Genomic DNA, 20,289 nt, shown 5'->3' with positions numbered 1-20,289 from the left:
GGACATCTGATGGAAATGGAAGCCACGCAAGCACCTTAAAATCACCATCATACACTAAATCAGTAAGTTGGCAGCATTACCGGCGCATGCGAACCTGGTCTACCGTAACGTCATCAGTCTCGGTTGCGTACAGTCCAATCCATGATTCAAATCGGTAATATTCAGATACCAGTTGGGCTACAGACCAGGACTCAGTGTAGTGAGTCAATTTTTGCAACTCTTGCTGACGATCGTAAACAAGAAATGCTATATATCCCGTAGTGATAAAAAGAGAAAAAATGATACCAACCAGTATCCTGTTCATTATGTTCTCCTGAACTACTATTCAATCTTCATTTTGCTGACCTGCCATGCCGATCGCGAGTAATAAATCTGATTATTGAGTTCAGGAAGGCTGTCATAAGGGTAGACGATGAATGACGGACCTTTATCGCGGATGCGCATATATTCGCCATTGACCTTTAAAGCCAGGATGGCGTTGTATTTCTGGAAGTCGCTGAGAGGGATGACGGTAGTGTAATCATTGAGTGCAATCACATTCAGGACAGAACCCTTTGCACCCACATACTCCATGAGTTTGCGCATCGGGATACCCTCAAACTTCGTGCGGCCATTATACCAGGGAGAGGTCGTCTGGAAACTCACCATGCCCAGTTTTTCAAGGCTGGCAATATCAAAAACGGCATTTCCATTTTCGTTCGTATTTTCTATATTACCGCTAATGGTTAAGATGGGTTTGCCCACAGGCTTTGGCAGTTCGCCAGCCCAGCTTAAACTTTGTACCAAAAAGCAGCACAGCATTAGGATTATTCGCATATTGGCCTCCTCTTTTTAACAGAAGTATAAGAATTATAAGTTATTTATCCTATAAGTTTGTCTATTTTGTTGAACGCCACGCCTTTTTGCAAACGCTACTTGATTAAAATCATAAAAATCAAAATGATAGCTGTATTTTGCCCCGTGATTGCAGACCGCTGGCTGAAGCTTACGTTTTTTAAAACATAAAAACTTAGTGTAATAAACCACCCGTGTTTAAAAAATGATCGCTTTGATTTATTAATATATTTACGCACCCCCATTTTTTATCAATGGTGGCATCGTTAAGATAAATTTATTTGTACAAAGAATGATAACGCACCCTCAATGTGAGGGAATAAGAGAGTGCGCGTACCTCTGACGTCGTTGGCACTGAGTTTCGCTTAACCCGCCTCCAGCATACTGAAACTGACGATCCGCGAGCGCCCCAGCTCTTTCGCCCGGTAAAGCGCAACGTCTGCCGCGCGCAGCAGGTCGTCGCTTTGGGCGTGCTGCGGGTAACTGGCGATCCCGATCGACACATCTACCGGGCCAATCTCAGCAAGCCCATAACGTAGCGACAGCGTATGGACGCCGTTATAAATCTCCGTTGCGCAGGCGTGAGCCGCTTCCTCATCCGCACCCGTAAGTAGCACCAGAAACTCTTCGCCACCAAAGCGGAAGGCCAGGCCGGCATCGTGCACGGCACGCTGAACAATTGTCGCCACGCTCTTAATCACATGATCGCCAGCCTCATGGCCGAAGCGATCGTTAATGCTTTTAAAGTGATCGATGTCGATCATCATGCAGCTCACCGGTTCATCATTGCGCATCGCCTGAGCTATCTGAGTGCGCAGGGTAGCTTCAAGGTGGTGGCGGTTACGCAAGCCGGTGAGCGGGTCGAATAGCGCTTTTTCCAGCAGGGCATCGCGCAGACGCTGGTTGGCCAGCGCCAGACCCAGGGCTTCCGCCATTAATTCGAGATAGGCGCGGGACGGTGCCGTTTCAGGCGTGATGTTCTGAAACGACAGCAAACCAATGGCTTCCCCCTGCGCAATGAGCGGCACGCAGAATGAACTGTCTTTTTGTGATTCAGGCAGATGCTGGCAACCGATATCCGGCTCGCCGTTGACCGGTGGGTGGCTCTGACCACGGCGTATGGCCCAGCATTGATCGGGGTGGAAAGCATTTTTTTCTCCCTGGGGAGATAACCATTCCGCCGCACAGCGCATCTCCCACGGGTTTCGATCCAGAATATACAGACGCCCGGCGACACCCGGCGCAATGTTGGGAGCAAACAGCTCTGCCACCTCAATCACGTCGCTAACGTTCTCGCAGCCCTGCAAGCGCTGGGTCATTCGCGCGAGCAGCTCGCGGATGGCCCAGTCTGCGTCGCGTTCTTTTTCAAGCCGCTGCCTTGCCAGCCCGTTCTCGCGGAAAATGCGAATGGCCTGCGCCATATCGCCTATCTCATCGACCTGGTTGAAATTTGGCGTTTCGACGGCGTAATCCTGTGAGGCCAGCCGGTGAACCACATCACTGAGGCGCACCACCGGGCGCAGCACGCGGTGCTTGAGAATAAAACCCATCACGAATAAGAAGAGCAGGGCGGTCAGGCCGACCATCATTTCATAGGCGGTACGCAGGGTTTTTGACGTGTTGGTCGCAGCCTGGACATCGGCGATAATGCGCTTATCCAGAAGCACACGAAAATGGTCAATCTTGCTTTGGGCGCGTTCCATTTCAAGTTCGTAGATTTTGCCGAAGAGTAACGCAATGGCCTGTTGTTCCTCACCCCGGGCGACGCTGGCAATTGCTGCCTGCTGTTCATCCTGTAGGCCATCGACAATCTTCAGCCCTTCGTACAGCAGCGCCAGCTCTTCGCCCGTTGCGCCCGTATCTTTTAACTGGCCCAGCTTGCGCTCGATATTCTTCAGTTCGCCTTCTTTCGCCTGGTACGTTTTCAGCACATCGGGCTCTTTTTTGATGGCGTAAAGGCGCGCTAAGTCGGAGAGCATCCAGGTTTCTGCTTCAATCTCTTCCGTAAGCTGGTCAAAAATTTGTCGTTGCTTAACAGCCTGACGTTCTACGTTGTCGGCATGGGAAGCCATCAGCATGACGATACCGGAGGCAATGGTCAGGCACACCGTGACACCATAAGCCCAGTTTGTGATCGTGGCGATTCGCACCTGTTGGATCCTTCTACGACAAATGTGGAAGAGCGTTCATTAAAGATTATAGAAAACCCCTGATTTATCGCGAAAAAAAAGGCGGCACCGGGCCGCCTGTCAAAACGCGTTTAGTTATAGGTCCGGAGGATTTTTTCCTTCTTCGATAAAATCTGCGTCCAGCTCCTCGGCGTTGCCTGCGTGGTCGCGGCCGGAGAAGAGGTTCCAGCAGGCGATAAACAGGGCGGCAATCAGCGGCCCAATCACAAAGCCGTTAATGCCGTACAGCTCCATACCGCCGAGCGTGGTGATCAGTATCAGGTAGTCCGGCATTTTGGTGTCTTTGCCCACCAGCAGCGGACGTAAAAGGTTGTCCACCAGCCCGACGATAATGACAAAGAAGCCCACAATGAACAGACCCTGCCACAGCTGGTGAGTGGCAAACAGGAAGATGGCGGCGGGAACCCAGACGATAGCCGAGCCGACGGCGGGCACCAGGGAGAGGAACGCCATCAGCGCTCCCCACAGTACGCTACCGTCAATACCGACGATGGCAAAGGCGATACCGCCAAGCGTACCTTGAACCACCGCCACGACCGCCGTACCTTTTACCGTAGCTCGCGAGACGCCGACAAACTTCGCGAACAGGTGCTGTTTGACGAAGTCAGACAGCGGCAGCGAGTCGAGGATCTGGCGCACCAGATAGGGCCCGTCTTTGAGCAGGAAAAACAGCAGGTACAGCATAATGCCGAAGCTAATAGCAAAGCCGAACGTCCCTTTACCAATCAGGAACGCGCTACCCGCCAGATACTGTCCGCCCTGTAACGCGACATCGGAAAGCTTTTTCTGGATCTGCGCGGCGTTGGTCAGGTTGTGATCCGCCAGGAAGCCGCTGGCCCAGTCCGGCAGGCGGTTGAAGATACCGGCGATGACTTCCGGGAACTGCGTGTTGTTCTGTTGCAGCTTGGTGTAAACCATGTTCAGTTCCACCGCGAGCGAGGAAAGGATCACCATCAACGGAATAAACACGATCAGGCAGATAATGCCGAGTGTGAGGAGGGAAGCCAGCCCGTTGCGATCGCCCAGCGCGGTACGCAGCTTGTTTTTCACCGGGTTGAAAATGATGGTCAGGATCGCGGCCCACAGAATCGCCGAGAAATAGGGTGACAGCACGTCAAAGAAAGCCCAGGTTACAAGGGCCAGGATGAGAATAAAGAAACCTTTGGTCAGTCCGTTAAATCGCATAGTGAGTCCTGGTAAAGAAGAAACTGTGTCGACTATAGAACTGATTTAAGGATTTACCAATAATTGCGCCGAAGTCGTGCCGGGTGGCTTTTTGTTAACAATCGCGGTATAACACCCTTCTTTGGATGTTTAGATGTCCATACGTTTAGAAGGTAATATGCAAACAGAACAACAAAACGGGCAGCTTAAGCGCACCATGAAAACCCGCCACCTGATTATGCTCTCGCTGGGTGGCGTTATCGGCACAGGGTTATTCTTCAATACCGGATACATCATTTCGACAACTGGCGCGGCGGGCACGCTGCTGGCGTATCTTATCGGTGCGCTGGTGGTCTGGCTGGTTATGCAGTGTCTGGGCGAGCTCTCCGTGGCGATGCCGGAAACCGGGGCGTTCCACGTCTACGCCGCTCGTTATCTCGGCCCGGCGACAGGGTATACCGTGGCGTGGCTGTACTGGCTTACGTGGACAGTGGCGCTGGGATCGAGCTTTACCGCAGCCGGGTTCTGTATGCAGTACTGGTTCCCGCAGGTTCCCGTCTGGATGTGGTGCGTCGTCTTTTGCGTGGTGATTTTTGCTCTTAACGTGATTTCCACGCGTTTCTTCGCCGAAGGGGAATTCTGGTTCTCGCTGGTGAAAGTCATCACCATCATCGCCTTCATTATTCTCGGCGGAGCGGCGATCTTCGGTTTTATCCCGATGCAGGATGGTTCACCGGCGCCGGGCTTGAGCAACATTACTGCCGAAGGCTGGTTCCCGCACGGCGGTCTGCCGATCCTGATGACCATGGTGGCGGTCAACTTTGCCTTCTCAGGTACAGAGCTTATCGGCATCGCGGCAGGGGAAACGGAAAACCCACACAAGGTTATTCCGGTTGCTATTCGCACCACCATCGCCCGGCTCATCATCTTCTTTATTGGCACCGTGTTTGTGCTGGCGGCGCTGATCCCCATGCAGCAGGCTGGCGTGGAGAAAAGTCCGTTTGTGCTGGTGTTTGAAAAGGTCGGCATTCCGTATGCGGCGGATATCTTTAACTTCGTGATCCTGACGGCGATCCTCTCGGCGGCGAACTCGGGCCTGTACGCCTCTGGCCGTATGCTGTGGTCTCTGTCTAACGAGAAAACGCTGCCGCGCTGCTTTGCCCGCGTCAACAAAAACGGCGTGCCGCTGACGGCGCTCTCCGTTTCCATGCTGGGCGGCATGCTGGCGCTGTTCTCCAGCGTGGTCGCGCCGGATACGGTGTTTGTGGCGCTGTCCGCTATCTCCGGCTTTGCGGTGGTGGCGGTGTGGATCAGCATCTGCGCGTCGCACTTTGTGTTTCGTCGCCGTCACGTGCTGTCCGGGCAACCGCTTTCGGCGTTGCAGTATCGCGCGCCATGGTATCCGCTGGTGCCCGTGCTTGGATTTATCCTCTGCCTGGTGGCCTGCGTCGGCCTGTGGTTTGACCCCAGCCAGCGTATTGCCCTTTATTGCGGGCTTCCGTTTGTCGCCCTGTGTTATGGTGCGTACTATCTGACCCGAAACCTGACCACGCAGGAGCCTGAACATGTCGCAGAATAATCCGCTTACCGCTCTCCTTGAAAACCAGCCGTTTGTCGTGCTGGATGGGGCAATGGCAACGGAGCTGGAAGCGCGCGGTTGTAACCTTGCCGACAGCCTCTGGTCGGCTAAAGTGCTGATGGAAAACCCGGAGCTGATCCGTGACGTACACCTCGACTACTACCGCGCGGGGGCACAGGTGGCGATCACCGCCAGCTATCAGGCGACACCCGCGGGCTTTGCCGCTCGCGGGCTGGACGAGTCGCAATCCCGGGCGTTGATTGGCAAAAGCGTAGAGCTGGCACGCAAAGCGCGGGAAGCGTACCTGGCTGAGAACGCAAATGCAGGCACGCTGCTGGTGGCGGGATCTGTGGGCCCTTACGGCGCGTATCTGGCCGATGGTTCCGAGTATCGCGGCGATTACGTGCGTAGCGCTGAAGAATTCACCGCCTTCCACCGCCCGCGTGTAGAGGCGCTATTGGATGCGGGCGCGGATTTGCTGGCCTGTGAAACGCTGCCTTCGTTCACTGAGATTAAGGCGCTGGCGGCGTTGCTGACGGCGTATCCCCGCGCCCGGGCATGGTTCTCATTTACCCTGCGTGACAGCGAGCACCTGAGTGACGGAACGCCGCTGCGGGATGTCGTTTCTGCGCTGGAAAACTACCCGCAGGTTGTCGCGCTGGGGATCAACTGTATCGCGCTGGAAAACACCACCTCGGCGCTGACGCATCTGCACAGCCTGACATCGCTGCCGCTGGTGGTCTATCCGAACTCCGGCGAGCATTATGATGCGGTGAGCAAAACCTGGCATCACCACGGTGAAGCGTGCGAGACGCTGGCGGGGTATTTACCGCAGTGGCTGGCGGCTGGCGCTAAATTAATCGGGGGATGTTGCCGGACCACGCCGAAAGATATTGCTGCGCTGACGGTTCAGCTCTGAGGTCTTTGCCGGGTGGCGGCTGCGCCTTACCCGGCGAAACAACCGCACAAAATTCACTATCCTTTCCCGCTTTTTTTCTAAAAACGAATCGTCATTAGCGATTCTTTTTTATTCCTTTATCAAAATTCTCGCGCCGGAAATACTGCCCTCATAACAACAAGGGAGCAGACATTATGGCAATTTCATCGCGGATCACACTTCTCGGCGCACTGGCGCTGTGGGCATTTCAGGCGCAGGCGGTGGACGTCACCGTCGCGTATCAGACTTCCGCTGAGCCGGCAAAAGTCGCGCAGGCGGATAACACCTTCGCCAAAGCGAGCGGGGCGAACGTCGACTGGCGCAAGTTCGACAGCGGCGCGGCGATTGTGCGGGCGTTAGCCTCGGGCGACGTGCAGATTGGCAACCTGGGCTCCAGCCCGCTGGCGGTGGCCGCCAGCCAGCAGGTGCCGATTGAAGTTTTCCTGCTGGCGTCGCAGCTCGGAAATTCCGAAGCGCTGGTGGTGAAGAAAAGCATCACGAAACCCGAAGATTTGATCGGCAAACGCATCGCGGTGCCGTTTATCTCCACCACGCATTACAGCCTGCTGGCAGCGCTGAAACACTGGGGCATTAAGCCCGGCCAGGTGCAGATCATCAACCTGCAACCTCCGGCGATTATTGCCGCCTGGCAGCGTGGCGACATCGACGGAGCATACGTCTGGGCGCCCGCCGTCAACGAACTGGAAAAAGAGGGCACCGTGCTGACCGACTCCGAAAAAGTGGGGCAGTGGGGCGCGCCAACCCTTGATGTCTGGGTGGTACGTAAGGACTTTGCCGAGAAACACCCTGAAGTGGTGAAAGCCTTCGCCAAAAGCGCCATCGACGCACAGCAGCCATACATCAGCAACCCGGATGAATGGCTGAAACAGCCCACCAACCTGGAGAAACTCTCACGTCTGAGCGGCGTGCCGGAAGCTGACGTGCCGGGGCTGGTAAAAGGCAACACCTATCTGACGCCTGCTCAGCAGGTCCAGCAGCTGAACGGGCCGGTAAGCAAAGCGATTGTTGACACTGCGACGTTCCTGAAAGAGCAGGGCAAAGTGCCTGCGGTGGCGGCGGATTACAGCCAGTTTGTGACCGATCGCTTTGTGAAATAAGGGAGCTGCAATGCTGAACATTACAAACCTGTCTGCCGATTACGGCGGCAAACCCGCCCTGGAAGCGATCAACCTGACGCTGGACAGCGGTGAACTGCTGGTGGTGCTGGGACCGTCCGGCTGCGGGAAAACGACGCTGCTGAACCTGATCGCCGGGTTTGTACCGTATCAGCACGGCTCGATCCAACTGGAAGGGAAACGGGTCACGGGGCCGGGCGCAGAGCGCGGCGTGGTTTTCCAGAACGAAGGGTTACTCCCGTGGCGAAACGTTCAGGAAAACGTTGCGTTTGGTCTGCAACTGGCCGGTGTAGCGCGTGAACAGCGCCTGAATACGGCGCGCGATATGCTGAAAAAGGTCGGGCTGGAGGGGGCTGAAAAACGCTTTATCTGGCAGCTTTCAGGCGGGCAGCGTCAGCGCGTCGGGATCGCCCGTGCGCTGGCGGCTAACCCACAGCTGCTGTTGCTGGACGAACCTTTCGGGGCGCTGGATGCCTTCACCCGCGAGCAGATGCAAACCCTGCTGCTGCGCCTGTGGCACGAAACCGGCAAGCAGGTGCTGTTAATCACCCACGATATCGAAGAGGCCGTGTTTATGGCGACGGAGCTGGTGCTGCTCTCACCGGGGCCGGGACGCGTGCTGGAGCGCCTGCCGCTCGAGTTTGCCCGGCGCTATGTGGCGGGAGAACCGGTACGCAGCATCAAATCCGATCCGCTGTTTATTGAACAGCGTGAATACGTCTTAAGCCGCGTGTTTGAGCAACGGGAGGCGTTCTCATGAGCATTGTTTTCAGTGAAAAAACGCGGCGGACGCGCCTTGCCTTACGCTGGCCGTTCTCTCGCCAGCTCACTTTAAGCGTCAGCACGCTGGTGGTGTTGCTGGCGGTATGGTGGGCGGTTGCCGCGCAGCAGTGGGTCAGCCCGCTGTTTCTGCCCCCGCCAGGCCAGGTTCTGGAAAAACTGATTACTATCGCCGGGCCGCAGGGCTTTATGGATGCCACGCTCTGGCAGCATTTAGGCGCCAGTCTGACGCGTATTCTGGTGGCGCTGCTGGCGGCGGTCATTATTGGCGTTCCGGTGGGGATCGCGATGGGACTGAGCCCGACGGTACGCGGCATTCTCGACCCGCTGATAGAGCTTTACCGTCCCGTCCCGCCGCTGGCTTACTTGCCCCTGATGGTGATCTGGTTTGGCATCGGCGAGACGTCAAAGATCTTACTGATATACCTGGCGATTTTTGCGCCGGTCGCGATGTCGGCCTTGGCTGGCGTAAAGAGTGCGCAGCAGGTGCGCATACGTGCGGCGCAGTCGCTCGGCGCCAGCCGCGCGCAGGTCCTGCTGTTCGTCATTTTACCGGGCGCGCTGCCGGAGATATTGACCGGGCTGCGCATCGGCCTTGGGGTGGGCTGGTCTACGCTGGTGGCGGCAGAGCTGATAGCCGCCACGCGCGGCCTTGGGTTTATGGTGCAGTCGGCGGGAGAGTTCCTGGCGACTGATGTGGTACTGGCAGGGATCGCAGTGATCGCCGCGATCGCCTTTGGATTAGAACTGGGACTGCGCGCGCTACAGCGTCGCCTGACGCCCTGGCATGGAGAAATACAATGAGTGAACGTCTGACGATTATCCCGTTGGGGCCGTACATTGGCGCGCAAGTGTCGGGCCTGGACGTAACCCGTCCGCTGAGCGATAACCAGTTTGAGCAGCTGTACCACGCAGTGCTGCGTCATCAGGTGGTGTTCCTGCGTGAACAGGCCATTACCCCGCATCAGCAGCGCGCGCTGGCCCTGCGTTTTGGCGACCTGCATATCCACCCCGTCTATCCGCATGCGGAAGGGGTGGAGGAGATTATCGTCCTCGACACCCACAACGATAACCCGCCGGATAACGATAACTGGCATACCGATGTGACCTTTATCGACACACCGCCAGCCGGGGCGATTCTTGCGGCGAAGCTGTTGCCTGAGACGGGGGGCGATACGCTGTGGGCCAGCGGGATCGCAGCGTTTGAGGCGCTCTCCGCGCCGCTCCAGACCCTACTGAGCGGCCTGCGGGCGGAGCATGACTTCAAAAAATCATTCCAGGAATATAAGTACCGTAAAACGGAAGAGGAGCACCAGCGCTGGCTGGATGCGGTCGAAAAACATCCCCCGCTGCTGCACCCGGTGGTGCGTACGCATCCGGTGACCGGAAAGCAGGCGCTGTTTGTGAATGAAGGGTTTACCACGCGTATCGTGGACGTAGCGGAGAAAGAGAGTGAGGCGCTGCTCGGCTTCTTGTTCGCGCATATCACCAAACCGGAGTTTCAGGTGCGCTGGCGCTGGCAGGAGAACGATCTGGCGATCTGGGATAACCGCGTCACGCAGCATTACGCCAATGCGGATTATCTGCCGCAGCGAAGGATTATGCAGCGGGCGACCATCCTGGGGGATAAGCCGTTCTACCGTGCGGTTTGAGCCCCTCACCCTAACCCTCTCCCCAAAGGGGCGAGGGGACTGACCGGTGCGGTTTTCACCCTCTCCCTTTTAGGGAGAGGGCAGGGGGGAGGGTATTAAGTGCGCCTCTATATACCGCTGATAGCGGTTCGCCTTCAGATAACACAGATCCACCAGCACCAGCCCGTCGATACAGTTATTGAACGCCGGATCGCTGCCGAAATCGATAAACTGCACGCCGCCTGGTTCGCATAGCTCGGAATACTGTTTGTAGAGCGGCGGGATGCCGCAACCCAGGTTGCCGAGCAGGGATTTGAGCTTTGTCAGGTCATCCACGTAATCCACCCCGCCAAATTGCGCCAGCACGTCTGGCAGGGATGCGGGATAGGGCTGGCGCGAGGCGGCTAGAGGATGCGTCGCCGGGAACCACAAGCGGTAAAAGGCGACCAGCAGATCCCGCGCGGCAGGCGGTAACCCCCCGGAGATGGAGACCGGGCCAAACAGGTAACGGTAATGAGGATAGCGTGCCAGATAGGCGCCAATACCTGACCACAGATAGTCCAGACCGCGACGCCCCCAGTAGCGCGGCTGTATAAAGCTACGCCCTAGCTCAATGCCGTGCTCCAGTATGTCCTGCATTTTTTCGTCGTAGTGGAACAGGCTGTAGCTGTACAACCCCTCGACGCCGCGCTTTTCCACCTGCATGGCCGTTGGCATAAAGCGGTACGCGCCGACAATCTCCAGGTCATCGTCATCCCACAAAATGAGGTGCAGATAGTCATCATCGTAGCTGTCCGTATCCCGCCGCTTCCCGCTGCCTTCCTCCACGGCACGAAAGGCAATCTCGCGCAGCCGCCCCAGCTCGCGCAGCAGAGGCGCCTCTTCCTGCCCGTTGCGCTGCCAAAGATAGATGGCCTTACCATCGCTCGTTTTTCCCAGACACTCGGCCTGCGCCAGTTCGCGCTTCAGCGTGGCCCTGTCTTCCGGGCGGGCAATGGCGCACTGGGTTTTAAAGACGCCAGGCAATCCCTTGCCAAGACGTATCACGTGCTGACGACACTGCTCGGCCATCTCACGCGATGAAAGGGTAGAACTAAACCGGTCATTCCAGGCAATCTGCTGGCCGATTTTGATCGGCAACTGACTGTGACGGCGGCGAAACATCTGTTGCATCAACAGCAGCATGGATACCGTTGGCGAGACCAGGGTACTGGCATAAAACAGCAGGCTGTTGTGCGCCTGGATATGTACCGGAAGTAGCGGCACCCGTAATTTGCCAGCCAGCTTGATAAAGCCCGGATGCCATTATTTATCGCGTATGCCTTTGCGCGTTGGGCGGGAAACTTCGCCCGCCGGAAAGAAGATCAGCACACCGGCGTTTTGCAGGTGCTGCTCCATCTGTATCAGCGAAGCTTTTGCGGTTCTGCCGCCCATATTATCCACGGGAATAAACAATGAACTGAGGGGCTCAAGGTGGGACAGCATCCTGTTGGTAACAACCCTGACGTCGCGGCGCACGCGGGAAACGGCGTACAGCAACGCCAGCCCATCCAGCGTGCCAGTGGGGTGGTTCGCTATCACAATGAGTGGGCCGTGTTCGGGGATTTGTTCGAGATCGCGGGCGGAAACGGAGCAGTGAATATCAAGGTGTTCCAGAACCTGATCCACCATATCCAGCCCTTTCAGGTGACGGTGGCTGGCGGCAAACTGCTGAAATTCGTCTTCGTGAAGCAGTCTTTTTAACAGACTTTTTTGCCAGGGTGCGGGCCTCGCCTGAGGCCAAAGGTCATCAAGAACGCTGTCGAGACTAAACATTGATCACTCCTCCTGCCGTCTTGCCCAGACAGTAGAAGGAGGAGATGTCGTTTGTATTGCAGTTTGGTGAAGATTAGCGCAGAGAGCAGGCCGGGTAAGGCGAAGTCGCCACCCGGCGCTAAAGCGGATTAACGCAGAATTTTCTTCTCGGCCAGATCCAGCGCGAAATAGCTGAAGATCAGATCCGCGCCCGCACGTTTGATCGCCCCCAGGCTTTCGAGGATCACTTTCTCTTCGTCGATGGCACCCGCCTGCGCGGCGAATTTGATCATCGCGTACTCACCGCTCACCTGGTATGCGCCCAGCGGCAGTTCGGTGCGTTCGCGAATGTCGCGCAGGATATCCAGGTACGCGCCAGCCGGTTTCACCATCAGGCAGTCAGCGCCCTGGGCTTCATCAAGCAGAGATTCACGAATCGCTTCGCGGCGGTTCAGCGGGTTCATCTGATAGGTTTTACGATCGCCTTTCAGCGCCGTGCCCGCTGCTTCACGGAACGGACCGTAGAAAGAGGAGGCGAATTTGGTGGAGTAGGACATGATGGCGGTGTCGGTGAAGCCCGCGGCATCCAGCGCATGGCGAATCGCCTGTACCTGCCCATCCATTGCCGCAGAAGGCGCAATGAAATCCGCACCCGCGGCGGCGGCAACCACCGCCTGCTTGCCCAGATTCAGCAGGGTCGCATCGTTGTCCACGCCGTGATCGCACAGCACACCACAGTGGCCATGAGAGGTGTATTCGCAGAAGCAGGTATCGGACATGACGATCATCTCCGGCACACTCTCTTTGCAGATGCGCGACATGCGTGCCACGAGGCCGTCTTCTTTCCAGGCATCGCTGCCGGTCGCGTCAGTGTGGTGGGAGATACCGAACGTCATCACCGAGCGGATGCCCGCATTCGCAATGCGTTCGATCTCGCGGGCCAGATGCTTTTCAGGAATGCGCATCACGCCCGGCATCGCGTCGATGGCTTTGTAGTCATCGATCTCTTCTTCAACAAAAATCGGCAACACCAGATCGTTTAAGGTCAGTGTTGTCTCTTCAAACATGGCGCGCAGTGCGGGTGACTTGCGCAGGCGACGGGGACGTGCAATTAAATCGGTCATGGTATGCCTGATGTTTGTGGAACAAAGAGGTATAGTGTACCTGAAAGCAGGGAGCGGTGTTTTACTAAAGTTGTCTTTTAGATTTTCGAAATCGACTAATATACGCTGCATGTATTTAGTCTATATTATAAATCTTATTCTGATGTTCAGCGTGGCGTGTAATATTGGTGAGGCTTCTATATTGGTTTGGGATTATAAATATAAATGATTAATTGCTTTTTATTATATGTGTCGAAGCAACTAAAGTAGTTTGCAATCAGTTGAATTTATAATATTTATTCATAATGATTGATATTGCCGTGGGTTTATAAGCTTATTTGTCTGAATACGGACTTAATGGAATCATTCATTGAACCTTTTCGAAGTGAAACTGCATAATTCCTTCCGCAATTTAATGTTGCTAAATGATTTGATGGACAAACTTGCTTACGTCCCTGAGGAGGGATGACCCAATGCAAACATGGAAAAAGAAACTGGTTGTATCACAACTTGCATTAGCCTGCACACTGGCTATCGCTTCTCAGGCCAATGCGAAAGATATATCCGGCACGACATATAATACTTTTGGATATGACAATACTGCGTCCACGCCCTGGTATTATGGTTATGCTGACTGGAATTATTCAGATGCCACACATGATGGTGACATTTATCCGGTCGTCAATAAATCAACCGTAAACGGAGTTATTTCGACATACTATCTGGATGATGGTGTCAATGGCCGTGCGAACGCGTTGAGTATTTCTAACAGCACCATTAATGGCATGATCACCTCAGAGTGTATGACCACGACGTGTGCAGATGGCGTAGATACTGACGGCACCGCTCATACCCAGTATGATCGTTTTAGCCTGACCGTTGATAACTCCACCATCAACGATACCTACGAGCATTACGCGTATGATGTCGTCAATGGCGAAACCACTGAAACGCATTATCTGGACACCTATGATCTGGGTAACGCCATCACGCTGGACGTTGAATCTGATATCGTTATTCAGAACAATTCCCACGTTGCGGGTATTACGCTGACGCAGGGTTACCAGGATCTGGATAACACGCCATACGACGGTGTTGAAGGCGTTGCTAACAGCAGCAATGTCTTTACCGATACGCTGGTGGTGAAAGACTCTGTGCTGACCTCCGGTGCGTACAGCGATCTGGGTACCAGCGGCTTCTACGGTCAAACGGCGAAGCCGAGCGACTACGGTGAAACCAACGCCACGGCTGCGGATGATGCGGCGCTGATCGTTGTGGCTGGCGCGTCTGATAACGCTATGCAGACCACCGCTACCTTCGATCACTCTACCATTACCGGCGACATCCTTTTCTCCAGCACCTTTGATAACAACTTCTACGAGAATGGCGATCCGGCAACGGATACCACCGATGACGGCATCTATAACCCAACTACCAACGGCTGGGATGATACCGACAAGCTGGATGTCACGCTGACCAACGGCAGTAAATGGGTGGGTGCCGCGCAGTCCAGCGTTGAGGCCATCGGCACGGCGCAGATGTATGGTGAAGGCTACAGCAATGTAGACTGGCATGCACTTTCTCCAAACAGCATCTGGCCTGATTCTACCTTTGATAGCAACGGTCACGTTGCAGGTGAAGAGGTTTATCAGAGCGGCCTGTTCAACGTGGCGCTGGATAACGGTTCCGAGTGGGATACCCGTAAGATCTCCAACATCGACGCGCTGACGGTGAACAACCAGTCTCAGGTCAATGTTGAAAACTCCGGCCTGCTGGCGGATTCCATCACCCTGACCAATGCGTCTAGCCTGAACATCGGCGACAACGGCGCGGTAGCAACCGATAGCCTGTATCTGGATAGCTACAGCCGTGCGGCACTGACTGAAGAGACAGCTGAGCTGTATGCCAACACCATTACCGTGGACAACGGTGCAGAGCTGGCGCTGGGTCTGGGTCAGGTTGATACGCACAATATGGTGCTGACCGATGGCGGTGTACTCAACGTTGCCAGCCGCGATTATGTGCTGAACAGCGACCTGAACAACGCACGGTATATCACCAACGATCGCAATAAAGCGGACTACGACTATGGTGTTGTCGCGCTGAACTCTGACGGTCATCTGGCGGTGAACGGTGACGTTGCCGGTAACTATAAAGTGCGCATCGACGATGCGACCGGCGCAGGCTCCGTAGCTGACTACAAAAACAAAGAGATCATTCGCGTCTATGACAATAACGCGGATACCGCTGCCAGCTTTACTGCGGCAAATAAAGCTGATTTAGGTGCATACACCTATCAGGCGCAGCAGAAGGGCGACACCGTTGTTCTCCAGCAGGAAGAGCTGACTGACTACGCCAACATGGCGCTGAGCATTCCTTCTACTAATACTAACATCTGGAATCTGCAACAGGATACCGTGGGTACCCGTCTGACCAACAGCCGTCATGGCCTGGCAGATAACGGCGGCGCATGGGTGAGCTATTTCGGCGGCAACTTTGACGCGGATAATGGCACCGTTAGCTACGATCAGGACGTAAGCGGCATTATGGTAGGTCTGGATACTCAGATCGACGGTAATAATGCGAAGTGGATTGTCGGTGGTGCGGCTGGTTTCGCGAAGGGTGATATCAGCGATCGTACGGGTCAGGTCGATCAGGACAGCCAGACTGCGATGATCTACGCGTCGGCGAAGTTCATGAACGATATCTTCCTCGACAGCTCACTGAGTTACACCCGCTTCAACAACGACCTCTCTGCCACCATGAGCAATGGTCAGTATGTTGACGGTAATACCACGACTGACGCCGTTGGTTTCGGAATGAAACTGGGCTATGACTGGAAACCAAACCTGTCTGGCTACGTCACGCCTTACGCGGCGATCTCTGGCCTGTTCCAGTCCGGTGATGACTACCAGTTAAGCAACGACATGCGTATCGATGGTCAGTCTTACGACAGTATGCGTTATGAACTCGGCGTGGATGCAGGTTATACCTTCAACTACGGCGGCGAGCAGGCATTAACGCCTTACTTCAAACTGGCTTACGTGTATGACGATGCTGACAACAATGCTGATATCAACAACGACAGCATTGATAACGGCGTAGAAGGCTCTGCGGTTCGCGTGGGACTGGGTACTCAGTTCAGCTTCACGAAAAACTTCAGTGCTTACACTGATGCGACTTATCTGGGCGGCGGCGACGTTGACCAGAACTGGGGAGCAAACCTGGGTGTGAAATATACCTGGTAAGAAAAAAACGCGGGGGACTTTGCCCCCGCTTTTTTATGTGCTTTAAAAATAATAAAGAACCGACAGATACAGATGACTTGAGGTATGCATGAACGTTAATGCGAAACCACTTTCTGAATTAAGCCGGCTCATTAAGTGTCTGGAAATCGCCGGTACCCCATTTAAGACCGAACCACAACAATTAATAACTACCGGCAATAATGATGATGAACCATTGACCGTTGTCATACAATCCGGTCTGACTGCAGTCCACCGTAAATCAGACGAATTACTTATGGGTATTGCGCGGGCACCGTATATCCACGGTTTAAGCGCATGGATAAATGACAACTATCTTGAATATTCTCTGATTGCACAAACACCTTGTACCGGATTTTATTTGCCTGCCTCTACTGCATGCGAACTTATTCAAGAAGCGCATGTTTGGCAAGAAGCTTTCTGCTGGCTGTCATGGCTAAACCATTTACTGGGAAAACGTGATATACAGCTGATTGGAAATAATTCCTATAGCCAAATTCGGGCGATGCTGTTGAATATGGCCGAGTGGGATGACGCGCTACGTTCAAAAATTGGTGTTATGAATCATATTCAGCGTAGCACGCGTATTTCTCGTTCGGTCGTTGCGGAGGTTCTGGCGGCGCTGCGTCAGGGGAACTACATCAATATGAGCCGGGGCAAACTGGTCAGTATCAACCGTTTGCCCACGGACTATTGAGATCAGTTAGAGGCCGTAAGCACCTGCGCTTTATTGGCGCTCAGCTCGGCCACCAGATTATTTACGCCATCACTCATATTCACGAAGCGTGTATTTGGCGACCGGGTGACCACCACAAAAGCACCTACGTTTGATTGCGGAATCATCGCCATATAGGTGATGAATCCGCCACCTCCACCGGTTTTTTGAATAATCCCCGGTCGGCCATCTTTTGGCGCCATATACACCCAGCCCATGCCGAGGGCATCGGCTTTACCGGGTACATCCATGCCAATGACGCGACGTAACTGAGCACGCTGGTAGATGAGCGTCTGCATGCGGTCGGCCTGATTGCTGCGCGCGTAAAAATCCGATGAGAGGAACTGTTGCATCCAGCGCATCATGTCGCCAGGCGTAGAGTAAACTCCACCGCTGCCAATGGCGGCCAGCGTGTTATTGCACGGGCTGGCCCCTTTTTCCGCCACCATCAGACGCTTGCACTGGTCCGGGGAGGGGGTGTAAGTGGTATCTTTCATCCCGAGCGGACGCGTGATCTGCTCTTCAAACAGTTGAGGGTAGGGCTTACCCGAGGCCGTCGCTAAAGCGTCGGCCAGCAGATCAAACGCCAGGTTAGAATAGCCAGCCTGCGAGCCCGGGGCCGATTTCAGGGTTGCTGTGCTCAGGTAGTTCCAGCGTTGCTCACGGGTTGGCCAGACAAAGACAGGGCGATGCGCAGCGCCACCGGGCTGTTCTCGCGGCAGGGCGCTGGTATGGGTCGCCAGATTCACCAGTCTGATCGGCGTTCCCTGATATGTCGGAACGCGAGCGCCGGGCGGCGCATATTTGCTGAGCGGATCGTCGAGTTTCACCACGCCCTGATCGAGCAGTTTCACCAGCATTTCGCTGGTCATCAGCTTGGTTATCGACGCGACACGGATAACGGAATCCAGCTGCGGACGAACGTTATTTCCCGGTCGTGTTTCACCGAAGCTGCGAAACACCCGCTGGTTACCGTCGATCACGACCAGCGCCATTCCCGTCGCACCGCTGCCGTAATAAATAAGGTTCGCGTAGCGATCGGCAATGTCAGAGGCCAGAACCGGGGCCGTCAGAGGCTGTGCTGCCTGGGCGGTGGACAGGCTCACCGCACACAGCGCGGCGATAGAGAGCAGACAACGTTTCAACGAAAAGCATCCATCAAGTGAATAAGGAAAGTTACGGGTAGTTATACTACTAATCGGCGTCAGGCAATGGCCCGATTTGCATAACGATAGCGAGAAAAACGTAACCGTGGGTAAATTTGTACAATTTACTTGCAGCGTGGCTCCCATTTTGTGACATCGACCGTATGATAGACGCTACGATCGCTGTTGCGAATGAAACGCACCGAAACAATTCTTAAAAACTGGGAAGCGAACTAATAATTCGCCCGCAGGTCTCACTTTTTTGCCTGAGCCGGGAGGCTGGCACAGGCAAGGTTTCGTGTGGCGATATGTTGAACACAGCAACAGCCATAACAACAAGAAGGAAGCACAATGTTTAAGTCTTTTTTCCCAAAGCCGGGGCCCTTTTTCCTGTCGGCATTTATTTGGGCACTGCTGGCTGTCATTTTCTGGCAGGCCGGTGGCGGCGCGTGGCTGACCCGTCTTACGGGGGCAACGGGCGATATTCCCATTAGCGCAGCGCGCTTCTGGTCCATGAGCTATCTGCTTTTCTATGCTTATTACGTGCTCTGCGTAGGGCTTTTTGCCATGTTCTGGTTTGTCTATTCTCCTCACCGCTGGCAATACTGGTCGATTCTCGGCACGTCGTTAATCATCTTTGTCACCTGGTTCCTGGTTGAGGTGGGCGTAGCGGTCAACGCCTGGTATGCGCCGTTTTACGATCTGATCCAGACGGCGCTGAGTTCGCCGCATAAAGTGACCATTAACCAGTTCTACCATGAGGTGGGGATCTTCCTCGGCATCGCCCTCATCGCTGTGGTGATCGGCGTGATGAATAACTTTTTCGTCAGCCACTATGTGTTCCGCTGGCGTACCGCGATGAACGAACACTATATGGCGCACTGGCAGCACCTGCGACATATCGAAGGTGCCGCACAGCGTGTGCAGGAAGACACCATGCGTTTTGCCTCTACTCTGGAAGATATGGGCGTGAGCTTTATCAACGCCATCATGACGCTGATCGCCTTCCTGCCGGTGCTGGTGACGCTCTCGTCGCACGTTCCGGAGCTGCCGATTGTCGGCCATCTGCCCTACGGCCTGGTGATTGCCGCGATTGTCTGGTCGCTGATGGGAACGGGGCTGCTGGCGGTGGTAGGGATCAAGTTGCCGGGGCTGGAGTTTAAAAACCAGCGCGTGGAAGCGGCCTACCGTAAAGAGCTGGTGGGTGATGCTGCCAACTTACTGATTTAGTGTATGATGGTGTTTTTGAGGTGCTCCAGTGGCTTCTGTTTCTATCAGCTGTCCCTCCTGTTCAGCTACTGACGGGGTGGTGCGTAACGGCAAAAGCACTGCCGGACATCAGCGCTATCTCTGCTCTCACTGCCGTAAAACATGGCAACTGCAGTTCACTTACACCGCTTCTCAACCCGGTACGCACCAGAAAATCATTGATATGGCCATGAATGGCGTTGGATGCCGGGCAACCGCCCGCATTATGGGCGTTGGCCTCAACACGATTTTCCGCCATTTAAAAAACTCAGGCCGCAGTCGGTAACCTCGCGCATACAGCCGGGCAGTGACGTCATCGTCTGCGCGGAAATGGACGAACAGTGGGGATACGTCGGGGCTAAATCGCGCCAGCGCTGGCTGTTTTACGCGTATGACAGGCTCCGGAAGACGGTTGTTGCGCACGTATTCGGTGAACGCACGATGGCGACGCTGGGGCGTCTTATGAGCCTGCTGTCACCCTTTGACGTGGTGATATGGATGACGGATGGCTGGCCGCTGTATGAATCCCGCCTGAAGGGAAAGCTGCACGTAATCAGCAAGCGATATACGCAGCGAATTGAGCGGCATAACCTGAATCTGAGGCAGCACCTGGCACGGCTGGGACGGAAGTCGCTGTCGTTCTCAAAATCGGTGGAGCTGCATGACAAAGTCATCGGGCATTATCTGAACATAAAACACTATCAATAAGTTGGAGTCATTACCGAGCTGGTGTATGGTGAAGACGATGCCAACCGTGCGTCACCGCCT

Annotated in this window: 14 protein-coding genes and 3 pseudogenes; 10 read left to right on the top strand and 7 right to left on the bottom strand. The window is 54.9% G+C overall.

Annotation, left to right across the window (positions count from 1 at the left end):
* Positions 1 to 82: 82 nt before the first annotated feature.
* The 4 genes and pseudogenes from ACOTYB_RS08685 to ACOTYB_RS08670 form a co-directional block, all read right to left on the bottom strand.
* Positions 83 to 304 (bottom strand): annotated as a pseudogene (locus ACOTYB_RS08685) (GGDEF-domain containing protein); the annotation flags it as partial.
* A 17-nt stretch (positions 305 to 321) separates the two neighbouring features.
* Positions 322 to 816 (bottom strand): molybdopterin-dependent oxidoreductase, encoded by a 495-nt coding sequence (locus ACOTYB_RS08680; protein WP_023324209.1) that lies wholly within the window; start codon positions 814 to 816, stop codon positions 322 to 324.
* Between the two features lie 383 nt (positions 817 to 1,199).
* A complete protein-coding gene (locus ACOTYB_RS08675) occupies positions 1,200 to 2,984 on the bottom strand; it encodes a diguanylate cyclase (protein WP_421765797.1) in 1,785 nt (594 codons plus the stop codon).
* Between the two features lie 114 nt (positions 2,985 to 3,098).
* Entirely contained in the window at positions 3,099 to 4,208 is a 1,110-nt protein-coding gene (locus tag ACOTYB_RS08670; protein ID WP_003863175.1) for an AI-2E family transporter, read from the bottom strand.
* Between the two features lie 157 nt (positions 4,209 to 4,365).
* Here ACOTYB_RS08670 and mmuP point away from each other — a divergent pair, with 157 nt between their 5' ends.
* The 6 genes from mmuP to tauD all read left to right on the top strand — a co-directional run bounded on the left by mmuP (position 4,366) and on the right by tauD (position 10,271).
* Complete coding sequence (gene mmuP, locus ACOTYB_RS08665) at positions 4,366 to 5,766, top strand: S-methylmethionine permease (protein WP_409248822.1); 1,401 nt, start codon at positions 4,366 to 4,368, stop codon at positions 5,764 to 5,766.
* Positions 5,753 to 6,685, top strand: a complete 933-nt coding sequence (gene mmuM / locus ACOTYB_RS08660; RefSeq protein WP_063979389.1) for a homocysteine S-methyltransferase — start codon at positions 5,753 to 5,755, stop codon at positions 6,683 to 6,685. The genes mmuP and mmuM overlap by 14 nt, the downstream gene beginning before the upstream one ends.
* A 173-nt stretch (positions 6,686 to 6,858) precedes the next feature.
* Positions 6,859 to 7,821, top strand: coding sequence for a taurine ABC transporter substrate-binding protein (gene tauA, locus ACOTYB_RS08655; protein ID WP_003863172.1), 963 nt, complete (start codon positions 6,859 to 6,861; stop codon positions 7,819 to 7,821).
* Positions 7,822 to 7,831: 10 nt separating this feature from the next.
* Complete coding sequence (gene tauB / locus ACOTYB_RS08650; RefSeq protein WP_003863171.1) at positions 7,832 to 8,599, top strand: taurine ABC transporter ATP-binding subunit; 768 nt, start codon at positions 7,832 to 7,834, stop codon at positions 8,597 to 8,599.
* Complete coding sequence (gene tauC / locus ACOTYB_RS08645) at positions 8,596 to 9,423, top strand: taurine ABC transporter permease TauC (protein WP_003863170.1); 828 nt, start codon at positions 8,596 to 8,598, stop codon at positions 9,421 to 9,423. Before tauB ends, tauC begins: the two co-directional genes overlap by 4 nt.
* On the top strand, positions 9,420 to 10,271 hold the full coding sequence (gene tauD, locus ACOTYB_RS08640) for a taurine dioxygenase (RefSeq protein WP_003863169.1): 852 nt from the start codon (positions 9,420 to 9,422) through the stop codon (positions 10,269 to 10,271). The genes tauC and tauD overlap by 4 nt, the downstream gene beginning before the upstream one ends.
* Positions 10,272 to 10,340: 69 nt before the next feature.
* Here tauD and ACOTYB_RS08635 read toward each other — a convergent pair.
* Together ACOTYB_RS08635 and hemB are read right to left on the bottom strand one after the other, a co-directional pair.
* Positions 10,341 to 12,065, bottom strand: a pseudogene (locus tag ACOTYB_RS08635) (lysophospholipid acyltransferase family protein).
* 128 nt (positions 12,066 to 12,193) lie between these two features.
* On the bottom strand, positions 12,194 to 13,168 hold the full coding sequence (gene hemB, locus ACOTYB_RS08630) for a porphobilinogen synthase (protein ID WP_003859169.1): 975 nt from the start codon (positions 13,166 to 13,168) through the stop codon (positions 12,194 to 12,196).
* 452 nt (positions 13,169 to 13,620) lie between these two features.
* On the opposite strand from hemB, the gene ACOTYB_RS08625 reads away from it, so the two are divergent.
* Complete coding sequence (locus ACOTYB_RS08625) at positions 13,621 to 16,395, top strand: autotransporter outer membrane beta-barrel domain-containing protein (protein WP_421765796.1); 2,775 nt, start codon at positions 13,621 to 13,623, stop codon at positions 16,393 to 16,395.
* A gap of 88 nt (positions 16,396 to 16,483) precedes the next feature.
* On the top strand, positions 16,484 to 17,110 hold the full coding sequence (locus tag ACOTYB_RS08620) for a helix-turn-helix domain-containing protein (RefSeq protein ID WP_003859165.1): 627 nt from the start codon (positions 16,484 to 16,486) through the stop codon (positions 17,108 to 17,110).
* Between the two features lie 2 nt (positions 17,111 to 17,112).
* Here ACOTYB_RS08620 and ampH read toward each other — a convergent pair whose 3' ends face one another.
* Entirely contained in the window at positions 17,113 to 18,273 is a 1,161-nt protein-coding gene (gene ampH, locus ACOTYB_RS08615; protein WP_003859164.1) for a D-alanyl-D-alanine-carboxypeptidase/endopeptidase AmpH, read from the bottom strand.
* A 351-nt stretch (positions 18,274 to 18,624) separates the two neighbouring features.
* Between ampH and sbmA the strand changes: the two are divergent.
* Positions 18,625 to 19,476, top strand: a pseudogene (gene sbmA, locus ACOTYB_RS08610) (peptide antibiotic transporter SbmA); the annotation flags it as partial.
* A 55-nt stretch (positions 19,477 to 19,531) separates the two neighbouring features.
* Positions 19,532 to 20,229 (top strand): IS1-like element IS1B family transposase gene (locus ACOTYB_RS08605; protein WP_095033700.1). Its coding sequence is split into 2 segments (ribosomal slippage): positions 19,532 to 19,781 and positions 19,781 to 20,229, totalling 699 coding nucleotides; the frame shifts between segments, so codons are not numbered across the junction.
* The last annotated feature ends 60 nt before the right edge of the window (positions 20,230 to 20,289 follow it).

Origin of the sequence: Enterobacter cloacae complex sp. IR5450, assembly GCF_049238665.1 — a bacterium.
Classification (GTDB): Bacteria; Pseudomonadota; Gammaproteobacteria; order Enterobacterales; family Enterobacteriaceae; genus Enterobacter; species Enterobacter hormaechei_C.
The sequence above is the reverse complement of the archived record's forward strand: the minus strand, read 5'-3'. Positions and strand labels throughout refer to the sequence as shown.

Coding starts and splice junctions, on each gene's coding strand:
- ACOTYB_RS08680 (WP_023324209.1), bottom strand. CDS start 816: ATGCGAATAATCCTAATGCTGTGCTGCTTTTTGGTACAAAGTTTAAGC.
- tauB (WP_003863171.1), top strand. CDS start 7,832: ATGCTGAACATTACAAACCTGTCTGCCGATTACGGCGGCAAACCCGCC.
- mmuM (WP_063979389.1), top strand. CDS start 5,753: ATGTCGCAGAATAATCCGCTTACCGCTCTCCTTGAAAACCAGCCGTTT.
- mmuP (WP_409248822.1), top strand. CDS start 4,366: ATGCAAACAGAACAACAAAACGGGCAGCTTAAGCGCACCATGAAAACC.
- ACOTYB_RS08670 (WP_003863175.1), bottom strand. CDS start 4,208: ATGCGATTTAACGGACTGACCAAAGGTTTCTTTATTCTCATCCTGGCC.
- tauA (WP_003863172.1), top strand. CDS start 6,859: ATGGCAATTTCATCGCGGATCACACTTCTCGGCGCACTGGCGCTGTGG.
- hemB (WP_003859169.1), bottom strand. CDS start 13,168: ATGACCGATTTAATTGCACGTCCCCGTCGCCTGCGCAAGTCACCCGCA.
- tauD (WP_003863169.1), top strand. CDS start 9,420: ATGAGTGAACGTCTGACGATTATCCCGTTGGGGCCGTACATTGGCGCG.
- ACOTYB_RS08625 (WP_421765796.1), top strand. CDS start 13,621: ATGCAAACATGGAAAAAGAAACTGGTTGTATCACAACTTGCATTAGCC.
- ACOTYB_RS08620 (WP_003859165.1), top strand. CDS start 16,484: ATGAACGTTAATGCGAAACCACTTTCTGAATTAAGCCGGCTCATTAAG.
- tauC (WP_003863170.1), top strand. CDS start 8,596: ATGAGCATTGTTTTCAGTGAAAAAACGCGGCGGACGCGCCTTGCCTTA.